The sequence below is a fragment of the Leptolyngbya sp. Heron Island J genome, assembly GCF_000482245.1.
In the GTDB taxonomy this organism is placed as follows: domain Bacteria; phylum Cyanobacteriota; class Cyanobacteriia; order Phormidesmidales; family Phormidesmidaceae; genus Leptothoe.
Map to the genome: position 1 here is coordinate 1 of NZ_AWNH01000037.1, position 15762 is coordinate 15762.

Sequence of the window (15762 nt, forward strand, 5' to 3'; positions counted from 1 at the left end):
TAGCTGCTCTTAAGGCATTTGTTGCTAGCGGCAACCGTCGTCTAGATGCTGTAAACGCAATTGCATCCAACGCTAGCTGCATGGTATCCGATGCTATCGCTGGCATGATCTGTGAGAACCAGGGTTTGATCCAAGCTGGTGGTAACTGCTACCCCAACCGTCGTATGGCGGCTTGCCTACGTGACGGCGAAATCATCTTGCGCTATGTTACCTACGCTCTGCTAGCTGGTGATGCGTCTGTTCTCGATGATCGTTGCTTGAACGGTCTCAAAGAGACTTACGCGGCTCTAGGCGTACCTGCAACTTCCACTGTACGCGCGGTACAGATCATGAAGGCTCAAGCAGCTGCTCACATTAAGGATGAGCCTAGCGAAGCTCGTGCTGGTGCTCGTCTACGTAAGATGGGCTCCATTGTAACTGAAGATCGTTGTGCATCTTTGGTTGCTGAAGCTTCTAGCTACTTTGATCGCGTTATCTCTGCTCTAGGTTAGTCTCTTTAGACAACTTAGCGAGATTGCTCTGAACTGAATCACGATCAATTTAACTACTGGAGAAAATACGAAATGAAATCTGTTGTTACTACTGTGATCGCTGCTGCAGATGCAGCTGGTCGTTTTCCTTCCACTTCTGACCTAGAGTCCGTACAAGGTAGCCTACAGCGTGCTGCTGCCCGTTTGGAAGCCGCTGAGAAGCTAGCTGGCAACTTGGACAACGTGGCTAAAGAAGCTTACGATGCTTGCATCTCCAAGTACCCCTACTTGAACAATGCGGGTGAAGCTAACTCCACTGACACGTTCAAGGCAAAGTGCCTACGTGACGTGAAGCACTACATGCGTCTGATCAGCTACAGCCTAGTTGTGGGTGGTACTGGTCCTCTGGATGAGTGGGGAATTGCCGGTCAGCGTGAAGTATACCGTGCTCTGAACCTGCCTACTGCTCCTTACGTAGCGGCTCTAAGCTTTGCTCGTAATCGTGGTTGCGCTCCTCGTGACATGTCTGCTCAGGCTCTGACTGAGTACAACGCACTGGTTGACTATGTAATCAACTCTCTTTCCTAGTCATCTGACTACGATTAAGAGCTTGACTACCTTGAGTTAGTCAAAGAGTTAGTCAAAACCTGGAGATTCTTCGGAGTCTCCAGGTTTGTTGTATTAGGTCATATTTAAGTTGAACTCTTTTAGTTTCTCTGCATGCAGTAGATGAACTTCAGTAGGCCTGGACTATAGGTACCTGGGAATTGTAGTACGTCATCCCCATAGTCTGAAGCCAGTACAAAGTCCCCCAATACTGGAGGACTTTGGGAGTCTCAAAAGGCTACTACGTTATATCTCCAAATAATGCGCTTACGGTCTACATATGACCACCAGTGATAGCCTGCCATGCCAGGGTCAGTACCACACGACTCACTTCGATGGCACCTATTACCGTGGCCACAGAACCAATCTTGCGGATAATAGCTGGTGGCATATTGCCTTCCCAGAGTGGGTTGATGGCACCGATAAAATTGTACTGGTTCTCATTACCTTCTCCTTGATAGCGCTTAATGCTCAGCTCTTTGGGCAGAGCAGGCATATTTTGGTCACTGGAGAAGAGCTTGATGGAGCGTCGATGAGGGACCTTGTTTGGACCAAAGGCACTTACATATTCGTCACAGGTGGTTAGATTTTGGGCAAATGACCGGATGCCTTCAGAGGCCAGTAGAGAACTCCATTTGAAGACTTCTGCTTGAATGGCAGGACGACCCAGTACCCGCTCAAAACATAGCTGCACAAAGCGGTAATTACTGTTATTGGCCAAAATAAAGTTAATGAACATGTCGGAACAAATCAGTTCACGAACTAGCTCTTGGGTAGTGATTTCGTTATTGAGATAGGCAGAATCTAGAACATCATTGTGGTGAAAATCGATATTACGATTGTCTTTAAAAATGCAGCGGTATACAGCCTGCAGACAATCCCGCTTATCCATAGTGGAGGAGGGCTTAGTGTCACCTGGGCCAAATTTTTCTAAATAAAGATAGCCGTTTTGCGGTGCGGGAATAAACTGATTGTCAATTGCTAATGTTTGCATTTTATTAAGTATTGAATTTAGTAAATGGGCAAAAGGTTAGATATTGAGCTACCTAACCTTATGGCTATCCTAAAGACCTCTGGATATCAAAAAACAAAGGTGATAAGTATATTTACTTAATTAGTTGCAATGTATTGCGTTGTTCTCAGAAATAATCAAAGTGCCCGATATGCTGGTGTCGTTAGTTTATGGCGCATGAAAGTTTTTATACCTGAGCTGAACGGGGTTTAGGCGATGAACTTGTAATCTGGGTGAAATGTAACAGGATGTGTCGAAAAGTATCCATGGCATCTTGAGCGGGTTCTCTCTGGAAAGTAAAGTTTTATAACTGGGGTTTTCATGGGCAGAAGCTCATATCTACGTTTCGTAGCGTTTTAATCTTCTAAACCTAAAGCAGTCGCTATCTGAGTGCTCGTTCATGCAGGCTAAGTCCTATTTGGCCCCATTGGATTAATCCAATCCAAAACTAGTAGTCTGTCAGAGCTATCTAGAGTCATTGACGGGAAGTCTTTCCATTGATACGATTACCTCTGTATCCTGTGCCTCACTTAGGTTTCGAATGCATATTTAGTTCGAAGTATAGGAATTGTAAAGCCATTTTTTAATAATCGTAGAAAGCTCGATTATTTGAGATGGTAGAGCTGTCAAAATTGTTTAGGGCTTAGGAAATGCTTAAAAAGTTGTCTGGCGTTTTGGAAAAGACTAAGAACCTTAGCTTGCCAACAGTTGATAAAAAAGAATCGACTCAGCAAACAGCGGCTGAGCCCGCTGCTACTCCTAAGCCTGCTAAGAAGAAAACAGCGTCCCCGGCCCCGGCCGTCAATGTTGCAGCTAATGGCCGAGTGCAAGTTCAGATTGCACCAGAGGACAAGGCCAAAACCTTGCCAGCAAAATATAGAGATGCTGTAGCTGGTAATGCGATCGCAGAATTCACCTATGATTCTGCATCAGTAGAGAATGCTGATCTGGTTATTGAAGCCGCTTATAAGCAAGTCTTTGGCAACGCTTATCTGATGGAAAGTGAGCGGTCCAAGGAAGCCGAATCTCAAATGCGCAGTGGTGAGATTAGTGTGCTTGAGTTTGTTCGCAGATTGGCAAAATCTGATCGCTACAGAACGCTCTTCTTTGAGAAGTGTCCTAATGTAACTGCAGTTGAACTAAATTTCAAGCATTTATTAGGTCGTGCCCCTGACAGTTACGAGGAAATTGCCCAGCATCTCAGAACTTTGTCAGAAGAAGGATTCGAAGCAGAAATTGATTCTTATCTCGATAGTGACGAATATTTTCGAACCTTCGGGGATATGCGGGTTCCTTACATTCGAGGCTACAGTACGCAAACTGGTAAGTCTTCAGTTGGGTTTACTCGTTCATTTTCCTTGTTTGGAGCGGCCTGTAGCAGTGATAAATCAATGTTTACCGATGCCGCTACTCCCGACTTGAAGCCTGGTTTGTTGCAGAATAGTCCAGGCAGTATTCCCCCCCTAAACTCCCTTCCTGATTCATATTCTGCAGATCTACTTAAAGCCCCTATGCCCCGTTATCCTAAGGAACTGAGAGTGATTGCAAGAGAGCTATTGTCAGAAATCCAGGAAAGGCAGGGTAAAGGTGCTTATCGCAACTACTAGTACTCTGTAGCGTAAGTTTGCCCACTATCCAATGTGGATGAGTCGATGGGTGGATGGGTGGATGAAATAGAATAGGGGTGTTTCATATTCAGATGAAACACCCCTATTCTATGCCCCCAAAGAGACGCTAATCTAATGGCTCAACTTTAACGGAAGTTTCGCTGTTGCCACTTGTTAAGGCGGTTGGCACCAATGGTTGCCAATGCCTGGGCTTCCATCAGCTCGCCTTGTAATCGTTCAATTAAGGCTGCTTTTTCATCAGTTTGCTGAGAGAGGTTACTGCCCAAAACGGCTTTAGGCTGTGTTCCCTGCCGTAGAACAAATTCCCCAATGCTTGCGGAAGGACGTAGGGCTGCTAACTGTTGCTGGAGTTTAGCAATAACTACATCCTGCTCACTTTCCTGAGTTGCTGGTTCTGCTGGTGCAGTGGGTACCGTATCTGATGTTGTGAATTTGAAGATCTCGGACAAGATCTCTTGAGCATCACGGGGTTTGCTAACCTTGGGTTCCTGATAGGGCAGCATGCCATTGGCGACTCGTGGGCGGTTATCCGTGAGATCTTTATCGCTGCTAGATGCTCCCTTAAGTAGATGCAACATGTTGGTAAATTCCACCATGGTTTGCCCTGGGGCACTATTGTAGCCACGGTAGTAGGGCACGATATTCTCGCCAAAAGCGTTGTTGTATTCATCGCTATTGATGTAGCTATCGATGTCAGCCTCATACCCTTCTGTGTCCAGAATGACACTATGGGCTTTCATTTCGTCAAAACTTTGAGGGGTACGACCCAGCAAATGTTTGAAGTGAAGTTCCATGGCTCGGTAGCGATAGCAATCTGTAAACCGCGACTGGTAAAGTTCAGACTTAGCTACCTGACGCACAAACTCACGCACACTTAGTTCACCACTTCTGAGTTTGGACTCAGGTACAACCAAACGCTCACTTTCCATAATGTGAGCATTACCCATGACCTGACGATAAACGGCTCGAATGACCACCTCAATCTCGTCTTCCGATGCCCCTGGTACTAGTTCTACAGGAGAGGTTTGACGGAAGGGTTCGTAGCCTTTAAATGTTTGTTGGGTGGCGATTTGTTCTGGAGTGAGTTCTGGTTCTGCTTGTAGGACTGTGGGGGTGTGGGTGATGTTGGCTGGGCTGCTGAGTGGTGCGATCGCATCAATCTGCTCAGCCATCAAAGCCTGGGTTAGCCGTGCCTGAGACTGGTAATAGATTGGATTATTATCATTGCTAGCATTACCTCGCAGCAGCTTCAATAGATTAGCGAAGCCTGCCACTTTTTGCCCGGTGGGAGATTGATGTCCCCGATAATAAGGCACCGTGTTTTCACCAAAGGCAAGAATGTATTCGTCACTATCGAGATAAGAGTCAATCTCGGCTTCAAAGCCATCGGTTTCCAGGATATTGCCATGGTCAGCAATATCGCTATAGCTGTTGGGGGCACGACCCAAAAGATGTTTAAAGTTCAACTCAATAAAGCGGCTGCGGGAACAAGGTTCAAAAAAGCGACCGCGATAGAGTTCAGACTTGGCAATTGCGCGAATAAAACCACGGACACTGATTTGACGATTGTGCAACAGAGATTCTGCGTCGGTAACAGCAGCTCGCTCACTTTCCATCACATGGGCATTGCCCAAAACCTGGCGATAAACGGCCCGAATTACAACATCAACAGCTTCTGCAGAATCGTTGGCCCAGAGTTCTACAGGTGCAGTTTCGTCAAAGGCCTGAGTACCTAGCTGGATAGCCGATTTCACTTCTTCTGGAACATGCATTAGCTCAGGATGCATTAGGGCATAGGCCTCAGGTGTAATCGGTGTCCGCCATTCGGTTGTAGGGCGAGTGACGGGTGCGATCGCACTAATCTGATTAGCCATAATGGCTTGGTTTAGCCGGGCTTGTTGTTGATGAGCCAAATGGTTGTCGTTACTAGCAGCACCCCGCAGCAGCTTCAATAAATTGGCAAACCCAGACACTTGCTGCCCGGTGGGAGATTTATGCCCCCGGTAATAAGGCACCGTGTTTTCACCAAAGGTTTGATCATACTCATCACCGTCTAAGTAAGAGTCAATCTCGGCTTCAAATCCTTCTGATTCTAGGAGATGGCTATGGTCAGCAATGTCGCTGTATTGACTGGGCGCGCGGCCTAGCAGATGTTTAAAGTTCAGCTCAATAAAGCGATTGCGAGAGCAAGGTTCAAAAAAACGAGACCGATACAGTTCGGACTTAGCAATATAACGAATAAATTCCCGTACGGTGATGGCATGATTCCGTAGCTGTGACTCTGCTTCTGCTACAGCGGCACGCTCACTTTCCATCACATGGGCATTGCCCAAAACCTGTCTGTAGACGGCTCGGATAACGACTTCGATCGCATCTAACGAATCACTGGGCCACAGTTGAATAGGATCCGTTTCATCAAAGGCTTGAGTGCCCAGTCTAATTGCAGAATTAACAACAGGACTTGTAAACGTGCTGGCCATTCACCATCTCCCAAGTTTTATAGTTATATCGGTTAAACTGGATCTGCAGGCCGTTGAACTCAGAAAAGACGACAATCCAGCTCATACCGAGAAAGTATGTTTTAGTCCATCTTATTAAGATTAGAACCAACAAACTTTGAGGAATTGTTACAACTCAGTGTAAAGTCCAAGCGGCTTTTCATCTGTTTGCCAGATATCCAATAATGGATTGATAGTTTGTTTGATCTGGCATACCTTAATTCAGTGTTTGTGGGAGTGTCTCAATGAGTGTTCAAAAGAGTTATACAGACAGAAGCAGCGATCGCACGCTTGCCAACCCCACTGACCAGTCGTTGCAGCAGTTGCATGAGCTACTCAGGCAAACACAGGATATTAATGGTGTGGCAGTAGAGACAGTCAAGTCAATTCAGAAAAGAATTCAGGCAACACTGCCATTGGTCGATACAGATAGAGTCCTTCCCCACAAGAAAACACCCAGTGGCCGCACTAAGGTTCTACATATGAACTATACGCAAGGTCAAACAGAAACGGCTTATGAGACTGAGTTAGAACACCTACATTTTTTGGCTAGAACCGTTAAGGAATTGGGAATACGTTTAGAAATTTTGACTGACGCGGATTGTCGAGACACTATCGCGCAGGAACTCGCGAAGGATGACTATTCAGCACTTGACTACACCCTAACGGAAAGTCAACACCCAGTATCAAAATGGGCCGAGGATAGTGTGGAATATCTAGAAAATGGTCAGGTGGCTGTACTGAATCAGTTTGATGATGAACTCCTGCAGTGGGCCATGACGGCAGGTAGAAGACACCGATGGCAAGGGAAAATTACCCCAGAACATTTAGAAGAAGCGCTGCGAGACGATCACTTATGGATTCTCTTGGGGACACGGGTGAATGCATTGCGTATGGGGCTAGAACGTGAACGTACTGCTCAAGCAAAAGGTTGCCATGTCGGCCATATCCGAGCCTATATAGAAGGTGGCAATATGATTACTGGAGAAGATGCAACCGGCAACCCTGTGATTCTGATTGGCAAAGATGCGATCGCAGCTACAGCCCAAATGTATCAGCTCACTGACGACGACGTGAGAAAACTCATCTGTGAAGATTTTGGCCTAGATCACATTGAGCAAGTTATCAGCGTAGAACAACCAGGGCAGTTTCATCTAGATATGGGTTTGCTATTTATTGGGCAGGGTGTTGTGATTGTCAATGACAGCCATCAAGCGCGTAATGATGCTATCGAGATGGCAACCATAGTGCCATGCCTGACAACAAAGCAAATGGCGGCGAAGCTTCAGTTGCAATGTAGTTTGGAAGAAGATGCGGTCAAAGATCTCGAAGCAGCTGGTCTAGAGGTACGACGCGAAAATCTAGAGAGTGACGTGCTGTGTAACTTTTTTAATGGTGAGTTTGTAGAAGGCAACGATGGGGCTCAGTATTACCTGACCAATGGTGGCCCACCAGACCAGGAAGAACGCTTTAAGTCCTTGATGGTAGACCAATGGCAGGTGGTGAAAGAAGTGTTTTTTAGTCCTAGGGATGCTGCGCAAAAGAGTCTTCAAGAACAAGGTGGTGTTGGTTGTCGTGTAAAAGGAGCAAGAATTTAATCAATCAGATTTCACATGGATAACCGCGACCCGCGACCCCTTTTCTGGTGCCTGGATTCCAAGGGGCATCAGTATCTCCTCAAAGCAAAATCCCATAGCGAGCCCCCCGGACACTGATTTGAACTGTATGGATGTTTAGAACATTGAGTAGGGTCAGTAGGATGAGTAACGCAGGCAGAATAATATCCGCTCGCCCTGGTTCCATTCCGGGTAACGTTGTTCGCTGCTCTAAGGACATTTGGTTAAGCTGATTGTATAGAGCCTGAATGGTGGAGTGCTGCATGGGGTAACCATCAATAGCGTTAATCTCGTAGTTGCTAAGCTGTTGCTCTAGGGCCGCTAATGTTGTTGCTGTGCCTCCAGTTAATAAGATGGTCGCATCTTGGGAGAGTATTGGCAGCGGCTTGCAAAGCTCTTTGGTATAGGCTTGGAGGGTTTGAGCTTCTGCAGCCAAAATACGTTCTGTTAGTTGAAACTTCTCTTTGGCGATCACTGCACCAATGGGAAAACTTTGTTGATATCCTATGGTGCTAGTTGTGCCATAAACAATTTCGGTGCTGCCGCCACCAATATCAATTACCAGACCTTTTTGGCCTGATCGAGAATAGGCACTAGTGAAGGGTCTGACCCATCGACTTTTTGGGCGACAAGTAACAAAATGGAATTTGTGCCAATGTCAATGGCAACATGATTTTTGAGAACCATAGCTGAAATATATAGCAGGCGATTCGGTTGGTTAGAATAATTGCCGTTGCTGATTTAGAGGATGTATCGATCTGGCAGGAATGCTATTCACCAGCCTTTTATAGATCAAATCGTCCCCAGGATTAGCAACGCCGAATGATTCAGAGCCCTAAAACTTTACTACTACAAGCCTGTGCTTCATTCTGCTGTTCTCATGTTTCCATCCTTCGTCCTATCAGGTTAAGCGCCTGCGCATCGAGCTGCAGATGAGCGTGATGGTGATGTATGCAGCGAGCAAGTACCTAACGTTCTATCTAAAAATAAAAAGCAATAAAAGGAAATTGAACTCAAAAAAGAAGCATGTGTCTTTTTTAATTGAAGAAAAACTTTAGCTTCTGCGAAACCCCTTGATCCTGGCTGGTTTGTCTTTAGACAAGTAAACACTGGGAGCGAAAACAGTATTAAGGGTTTTATCCTCAATCAAATTTCAGAGTCAGAATGTTTGTGGACTTGAAGCTCTCGCGTCAGAAATCTATGCGCCCGATTCGTACCTTTAACGTTACACCCACACTACCCGCTTCGTTAGCTCCTTTACGTCAGCTTGCTGAGAATATCCATTGGGATTGGGATGTGGAGACTATTGACTTGTTTAAACGCCTGGACCCCGACCTGTGGGCATCCAGTCGCTACAACCCGATCTTGATGCTGAGTACTATTAGCCAAGATCGGCTCCAGACAGTGGCTGAGGATGGTGGGTTTCTTGCTCAGATGCACCGTGCCGTCGAACGTTTAGAGCATTATCTGAGCGCTCAATCATGGTACGACGTCAATCGGGCTAATCCGACCTCCCATGAATGCTATGCCTACTTCTCTATGGAGTTTGGCTTGACCACCTGTCTGCCTGTATATTCAGGCGGTTTAGGTGTGCTAGCGGGCGATCACCTGAAGACGGCTAGCGATTTGGGACTGCCCTTGGTGGGTGTTGGTTTGCTCTACCAAGAGGGTTATTTTGCCCAGTACCTCAATGCCGATGGTTGGCAGCAAGAACGCTATCCCATTAATGATTTTTACAATATGCCCCTGGCGCTAGAGCGGGATCAGGAGGGCAACGAATTACGGATTGCTGTCGATTTTCCAGGACGTAAGGTGTATGCTCGCATCTGGCGTGTAACGGTAGGTCGTGTCCCACTCTATTTGTTAGATACTAATATTGACCCCAATGCGCCCCACGATCAGGATATTTGCGATCGCTTATACGGTGGCGACATCGATATGCGCATTCAGCAAGAAATGATGCTGGGCATTGGTGGAGTGCGGATGCTGAGGGCTCTGGGTCTACACCCTTCAGCCTATCACCTCAATGAAGGCCACTCGGCGTTTCTGGCTTTAGAACGCATCCGCATGCTGATGGATGACCATAGCCTCAGCTTTAGCGAAGCGCAGCAAGTGGCTCAAGCCAGCCAGCTATTTACGACCCACACCCCCGTACCGGCTGGGATTGATCTGTTTCCCCCAGACAAAGTATTTCATTACCTGGGGCATTATGCCGCCCACTTTGGCCTATCCCACGAGCATTTTCTGTCCTTTGGGCGAGAAAGCGAAGGCGATCTGAATTCGTCCTTTAGCATGGCGGTTTTGGCCATTAAGATGGCGTCATTTGTCAACGGCGTTAGCAAGCTACATGGAGCCGTTTCCCGAGGTATGTTTGGCGGGCTGTGGCCAGACTTGCCCAGCGATGAAGTGCCGATTACCTCCATTACCAATGGCGTCCATACCCGTAGCTGTGTTGCCAAATCGACCCAGGAACTCTACGACCGTTACCTGGGACCCACCTGGGATAGTGCCAGTGTGGACGATCCTATCTGGGATAAAGTCAGTGCCATTCCCGATGAGGAAATCTGGCGTAACCACGAGAATTGTCGCTCCCATTTAGTGGTTTCTGTGAGAGACCGGCTATGTAAAGCGGTGAAAGAGCGAGGAGGCTCCCACTTAGAAATGGAGAGAGCCCAGGAGGTTTTGGACCCTGGCATCTTAACCATTGGCTTTGCCCGTCGGTTTGCTACCTACAAGCGGGCAACGCTGTTTCTCAGAGACGTAGAGCGTCTGCGTAAGATTGTTGAAAACTCTCTGGGTCGTCGGGTACAGTTTGTCATTGCGGGTAAGGCGCATCCTAAAGATATTCCAGGCAAAGAACTGATCCGCAACATTATTCACTTTACTCGCGATGAAGGGTTAGACCGCTCCATCGTGTTTGTTCCCAACTACGATATCCATGTGGCCCGTTGGATGGTGTCGGGCTGTGATGTCTGGCTCAACAATCCCCGTCGTCCTCGCGAAGCATCGGGGACCAGCGGTATGAAAGCAGCGATGAACGGTCTCCCTAACCTCAGTGTTTTGGACGGCTGGTGGGATGAAGCCGATTACGTCAGCACTGGCTGGCCGATTGGATCTGGTGAAGACTATGACGATCCTGACTATCAGGATGAGGTCGAAGCTAATGATCTATACGAGCTGTTGGAAACCGCTGTGGTTCCTCTTTTCTATGAGCGGAATGAGCACGGTATTCCTCGGGGTTGGGTGGCCAAAATGAAGGCGGCTATCCGGTTGAACACACCGGCGTTTAATACTGCACGTATGCTGCAGGAATATGCGACTCAGGGGTATTTTGCGGCGTCGGATCGGGGTCGTCAGCTGGTGGCTGATAACTTCACCCCGGCTAAGGCTCTGGCTCAGTGGCAATCAGAATTAAGTCGCTATTGGGAGCACATTGCCGTCCATGAAATCAGCTTGTCCCATGACACGAACTTGCAAGTCAATGAACCGCTGCAGGTGACAGCCCGTGTGCAGCTAGGAGAGTTGCAGCCGACCGATGTCTCCGTGGAATTCTACCAGGGCGGTATCGATATTGATGGGGAGTTGCGAGGTGGTCAGGCCGTGGCCATGATTTACCGTGGCCAGGATGCCGATGGCTCCAGTCTGTACACACTGAATGTGGCTTACTACAATAGTGGGCTCCAGGGCTTTTCCCTGCGAGTTTTACCCAACCACGATTACTTGAGTAGCCCCTACATGCCGCGTCTAATCTACTGGGCTGACCCCGACCGTGTTCGCATTGTCATCGGTGATTTAGAAACCGTTGAACCTGCGTCAGTCAATGCTTAGGCTGCTTTTAGCGCCGGCTACTGTCTTTTAGCAGGCTATCTTTCCGTCGGTTACTGTGGGCTTGTAATGAAGCTTCAATAGTAGCTAGCACCGATTGGCTCAAGGCCTGATAGTCATAGCCCCCCTCCAGTCCAAACAGGACGCGGGGGGCTATCTGATGGCAAGCCGTAGTCAAGATGCCATAGTCGGCGGGCATTAAATCAACCCCAGCTAGGGGGTCAGCCGCCGTGGCATCGTAACCGGCGCTGACGATTAGTAAATCTGGCTGAAACTGTTTCAAGAATGGGATGACCTGCTGTTCAAACTGGGTTTGATAATCCTTGAGGCGACTGCCAGCAGCTATGGGAACATTGAGCACATTGTTATATTGGCCTGTTTCGCTGGTTGCTCCGGTGCCTGGGTAGGCGGGCATTTGATGGAGTGAGCAGTAGGCAATTTGGGGATGATTGCCCACTAATTGCTGGGTGCCATTGCCGTGGTGGACATCCCAGTCGAGCACGGCAACACGGTTAATGGTGGGCCGGTCGAGGGCATAGCGGGCTGCAATGGCAGCATTGCTCAGCAAACAAAAGCCCATGCCCCGGCTGTATTCGGCATGGTGACCGGGGGGGCGGGCCAGGACGAATCCGGCAGTGTCGTGATTTAGCACATAGTCCACACCGTCCAGCCAGGCGGCGGCGGCAAGGAGGGCAGTTCCATAGCTGGCGGATGAGACGGGGGTGTCGCCATCCAAACGACCGCCGCCCCGCTCGGCAATGCGCTCTAGGGTCAGGACATAGGCCGGGTCATGCACGGCATTAACCCAGGGTAGGGGATTGCGATCGCACGGTTCTACCCACTCCAGCTGTGGAGCGATGGGATGCGCTTTTAAGGCAGTAACGACTGCTGTTAGCCGCCCCGCATTTTCAGGATGGCCAGGTCCGGTGTCATGGTCTAAAAAACGCTCAGAATAAATTATCCGAAAAGGAGTCTGTCCAGGGGCAACGGAGGTTACCATTAATTTTTCTCTCCAGAGTCTTTAAAGCACGTCAAATCAGCTCTTTTTCGGTTTCTCCTGCGCTAATCCATCCCCAGGGGTTATTTGGACAGTTAGAGGGGGCTGAAGGATCTGGCCCAAACCCTTGTATTTCATAGGGTTATGGTGTCCATCAAGAATGCCAATAGTGTGCTAAAATTTTATGCATTCTTAGTGAAAATTTCCCAGGAAAACTTTCCCCAATATCCCCTATTTAGGGTACTTGAAAAGCTTACTAAGAACCGGTCAAGTTAGGCATTGTTTTTCTGGCGTTTTTGGAGTCTCCCTTCTGTATGAGTAATCCCCAAGAGCGGATCGTATCCACCGATCTGCGCAACGAGATGTCCCGGTCCTACTTAGAATACGCCATGAGCGTGATTGTAGGACGTGCCCTGCCAGATGCTAGGGATGGTCTCAAGCCGGTGCATCGTCGTATTCTCTATGCGATGCATGAACTGGGATTAACTGCGGATAGGCCCTTTCGAAAATGTGCTCGTGTTGTGGGTGAGGTGTTAGGTAAGTACCATCCCCATGGCGATACGGCAGTCTATGATGCCCTGGTACGCATGGCTCAGGACTTTTCCATGCGGGCACCCCTGATTGATGGCCATGGTAACTTTGGCTCTATCGACAACGATCCGCCAGCGGCGATGCGATATACCGAATCGCGGCTCCATGCCTTAACCAGTGAGGCTTTACTACGAGATATTGAGTCCGAGACGGTTGACTTTGCTGATAACTTTGACGGTTCTCAGCAGGAGCCTACAGTGATGCCCGCGCGGGTGCCTCAGCTTTTGCTCAACGGGTCTTCAGGTATTGCCGTGGGGATGGCCACCAACATTCCTCCCCACAATTTGGGTGAGCTAGTGGACGGTGTGGTTGCCTTAATCCAAAATCCTGAGATTACGAGTCAGGAACTGATGCAGCAGCATATCCATGGGCCGGATTTTCCCACCGGAGCCTTGATTGTTGGCAGCAATGGGATTCGTGATGCATATCTCACGGGGCGTGGTTCGGTCACGATGCGTGGTGTTGCTACCATTGAAACCCTTGAATATACAGGGCGTCCTGACCGTGAAGCGATTGTTATTACCGAGCTGCCCTATCAGACCAATAAGGCCGGTCTGATTGAGAAAATTGCTGAGATGGTCAATGACCGTCGTTTGGATGGTATTTCAGACATTCGTGATGAGAGCGATCGCGACGGCATGCGGGTGGTGATTGAGCTGAAGCGCGATGCCTATCCCAAGGTGGTGCTCAACAATCTCTATAAACAGACACCACTCCAGAACAACTTTGGCGTCAACATGCTGGCCCTGGTGAATGGTGAACCTCAGCTGTTGACCCTGCGACAGTTTTTAGAAGTCTTCCTGGAGTTCCGGGTAGAGACGATTACCCGCCGCACCCGTTATGAGTTGCGTAAGGCCGAGGAGAGAGACCATATCCTTCAGGGCTATCTGATTGCTCTGGCCAACCTTGATGCGGTGATTGCGCTGATTCGTCATGCTGCGGATGTGGGCACTGCCAAGCAAGAGCTGATGGAGTCCTACGAGCTATCCTCTGCCCAGGCCGATGCGATTTTGCAGATGCAGTTACGTCGTTTAACTGCCCTGGAAGCTGACAAAATTCAGCAGGAACATGAAGCACTCCAGGAGAAAATTGTTGATCTGCGCGATATTTTAGCCCGGCGTGAGCGAATTCTGGCCATTATTGAAGAAGAATTGCAGCAGCTGCGTGATATTCACGCTAACGAACGGCGGACGATAATTGAAGCGGCTGAGGATGAGCTGACAGATATCTCTCTGATTGCCAATGAGCAGGTAGTAATTCTGGTGACTGAGCAGGGCTACATTAAACGGATGCCTGTCTCCACCTTCGAAGCGCAGAATCGGGCGACCCGTGGTAAATCTGGAACGCGCATGAAAGATGATGATGCCATTGAGCATTTCATCACCTGCTGTACCCATGACCATGTACTATTTTTCACCGATCGGGGAGTGGCCTACACCCTACGGGCATACCAGATTCCAGAAGGCTCTCGGGTGGCGCGGGGTAATCCGATTGTGCAGATGCTACCCATCCCGCGAGAGGAAAAAGTGACTTCGGTGCTAGGGGTACAGGAATTTGTCGAAGATGTTTATCTGGTGATGCTGACCCAGGGCGGCTTTATCAAGAAAACAGCCCTATCTGCTTTTAGTAATATCCGGGCCAATGGTTTGATCGCGATTTCCTTGGGAGAAGGCGATCAGCTGCGTTGGGTGCGGTTAGCCCGAGCCGAAGACAGTATTATCATCGGTTCTCAACAGGGGATGACAATTCACTTTAGGGCCGATAACGATCAGCTGCGTCCCTTGGGGCGTCCTACTCGCGGTGTCAAGTCGATGTCTCTGCGTCAGGGCGATCGGCTGATTAGTATGGATATCTTACCGGCTGCGGTAACTGCACAGGTGGCGGCTTCCAATGATACTGACGATGCAGACGATGTTGAGGCAGCTGTCGGTGAAGAAGCTGGTGGCCCCTGGGTATTGGTGATTGCGGCTGGTGGTTTGGGTAAGCGGGTGCCGGTTGATAACTTCCGGCTGCAGAATCGTGCCGGTATGGGCTTAGTAGGGATGAAGTTCCGTAAGGACAACGATGAGCTGGTGGCTCTGCGGATTGTCAACCCTCGGGATGAATTGATGTTGGTGACTCAGCGTGGCATTATCATTCGCCAGGCCATCGATGCGATTTCAATTCAGTCACGGATGGCGACAGGAGTGCAGCTGCAGCGTTTGGATGATGATGATGCGATCGCAGCTGTTGCCGTTGTTCCAGAACTGGATATTGACGATGAGCTTGTTGACGACGAAGAGTCAGCATCCGCTGAAGCCGAGCCCGTTGATACTACTGATGCTCCAGTGGCCGCTGAAGCCGAGACAACGCCTGAGCCACCTGCAGAAGATGCACCTGTAGATGATGAGTAGTCTCTGATTGCCGACTCCCCTGAGGTGATCTCTACCAAGGGGGATGTATCAAAATCCGCCAAAAATCCGCTAATTGGGGCTTGACAACCCCAAAAAATCATAGAAGCTACGCAGTTGTACCTAGAA

The 15762-nt window shown here is 48.8% G+C and carries 9 protein-coding genes and 1 pseudogene; 6 read left to right on the forward strand and 4 right to left on the reverse strand.

The features are described from left to right. Together cpeB and N836_RS50250 are read left to right on the forward strand one after the other, a co-directional pair. Positions 1-491 (forward strand): C-phycoerythrin subunit beta (gene cpeB, locus N836_RS50245; RefSeq protein ID WP_023072361.1); only part of this gene is annotated, 491 nt, incomplete at its 5' end. Between the two features lie 72 nt (positions 492-563). Further along, positions 564-1058 carry a phycoerythrin alpha-2 chain gene (locus N836_RS50250; RefSeq protein WP_023072362.1) on the forward strand — a complete coding sequence of 165 codons (495 nt, stop codon included), beginning with the start codon at positions 564-566 and terminating at the stop codon, positions 1056-1058. A 292-nt stretch (positions 1059-1350) separates the two neighbouring features. Here the strand turns inward: N836_RS50250 and N836_RS50255 are convergent, their stop codons facing one another. Next, positions 1351-2070, reverse strand: coding sequence for a phycobilisome rod-core linker polypeptide (locus N836_RS50255; protein WP_023072363.1), 720 nt, complete (start codon positions 2068-2070; stop codon positions 1351-1353). A gap of 668 nt (positions 2071-2738) precedes the next feature. Here N836_RS50255 and N836_RS73205 point away from each other — a divergent pair. After that, the gene (locus N836_RS73205) at positions 2739-3695 is read left to right on the forward strand and encodes a phycobilisome rod-core linker polypeptide (RefSeq protein WP_023072364.1); all 957 of its coding nucleotides are present in this window, start codon (positions 2739-2741) and stop codon (positions 3693-3695) included. Positions 3696-3841: 146 nt separating this feature from the next. Here the strand turns inward: N836_RS73205 and N836_RS76475 are convergent, their stop codons facing one another. Further along, positions 3842-6196 (reverse strand): phycobilisome rod-core linker polypeptide, encoded by a 2355-nt coding sequence (locus tag N836_RS76475; protein ID WP_023072365.1) that lies wholly within the window; start codon positions 6194-6196, stop codon positions 3842-3844. Positions 6197-6459: 263 nt separating this feature from the next. Here N836_RS76475 and N836_RS50270 point away from each other — a divergent pair, with 263 nt between their 5' ends. Continuing rightward, on the forward strand, positions 6460-7812 hold the full coding sequence (locus N836_RS50270) for a hypothetical protein (RefSeq protein WP_023072366.1): 1353 nt from the start codon (positions 6460-6462) through the stop codon (positions 7810-7812). A gap of 79 nt (positions 7813-7891) precedes the next feature. Here N836_RS50270 and N836_RS50275 read toward each other — a convergent pair. Beyond that, positions 7892-8401 (reverse strand): annotated as a pseudogene (locus tag N836_RS50275) (Ppx/GppA phosphatase family protein); the annotation flags it as partial. A 629-nt stretch (positions 8402-9030) separates the two neighbouring features. On the opposite strand from N836_RS50275, the gene glgP reads away from it, so the two are divergent. Continuing rightward, positions 9031-11658, forward strand: a complete 2628-nt coding sequence (gene glgP, locus N836_RS50280) for an alpha-glucan family phosphorylase (RefSeq protein ID WP_031292573.1) — start codon at positions 9031-9033, stop codon at positions 11656-11658. Positions 11659-11665: 7 nt separating this feature from the next. Here the strand turns inward: glgP and N836_RS50285 are convergent, their stop codons facing one another. Beyond that, positions 11666-12655 (reverse strand): histone deacetylase family protein, encoded by a 990-nt coding sequence (locus N836_RS50285; protein ID WP_023072371.1) that lies wholly within the window; start codon positions 12653-12655, stop codon positions 11666-11668. A 311-nt stretch (positions 12656-12966) separates the two neighbouring features. Here N836_RS50285 and gyrA point away from each other — a divergent pair, with 311 nt between their 5' ends. Then, positions 12967-15636, forward strand: a complete 2670-nt coding sequence (gyrA, locus tag N836_RS50290; protein WP_023072372.1) for a DNA topoisomerase (ATP-hydrolyzing) subunit A — start codon at positions 12967-12969, stop codon at positions 15634-15636. Positions 15637-15762 lie beyond the last annotated feature (126 nt).

Coding starts and splice junctions, on each gene's coding strand:
- N836_RS50250 (WP_023072362.1), top strand. CDS start 564: ATGAAATCTGTTGTTACTACTGTGATCGCTGCTGCAGATGCAGCTGGT.
- N836_RS50255 (WP_023072363.1), bottom strand. CDS start 2,070: ATGCAAACATTAGCAATTGACAATCAGTTTATTCCCGCACCGCAAAAC.
- N836_RS73205 (WP_023072364.1), top strand. CDS start 2,739: ATGCTTAAAAAGTTGTCTGGCGTTTTGGAAAAGACTAAGAACCTTAGC.
- N836_RS76475 (WP_023072365.1), bottom strand. CDS start 6,196: ATGGCCAGCACGTTTACAAGTCCTGTTGTTAATTCTGCAATTAGACTG.
- N836_RS50270 (WP_023072366.1), top strand. CDS start 6,460: ATGAGTGTTCAAAAGAGTTATACAGACAGAAGCAGCGATCGCACGCTT.
- glgP (WP_031292573.1), top strand. CDS start 9,031: ATGCGCCCGATTCGTACCTTTAACGTTACACCCACACTACCCGCTTCG.
- N836_RS50285 (WP_023072371.1), bottom strand. CDS start 12,655: ATGGTAACCTCCGTTGCCCCTGGACAGACTCCTTTTCGGATAATTTAT.
- gyrA (WP_023072372.1), top strand. CDS start 12,967: ATGAGTAATCCCCAAGAGCGGATCGTATCCACCGATCTGCGCAACGAG.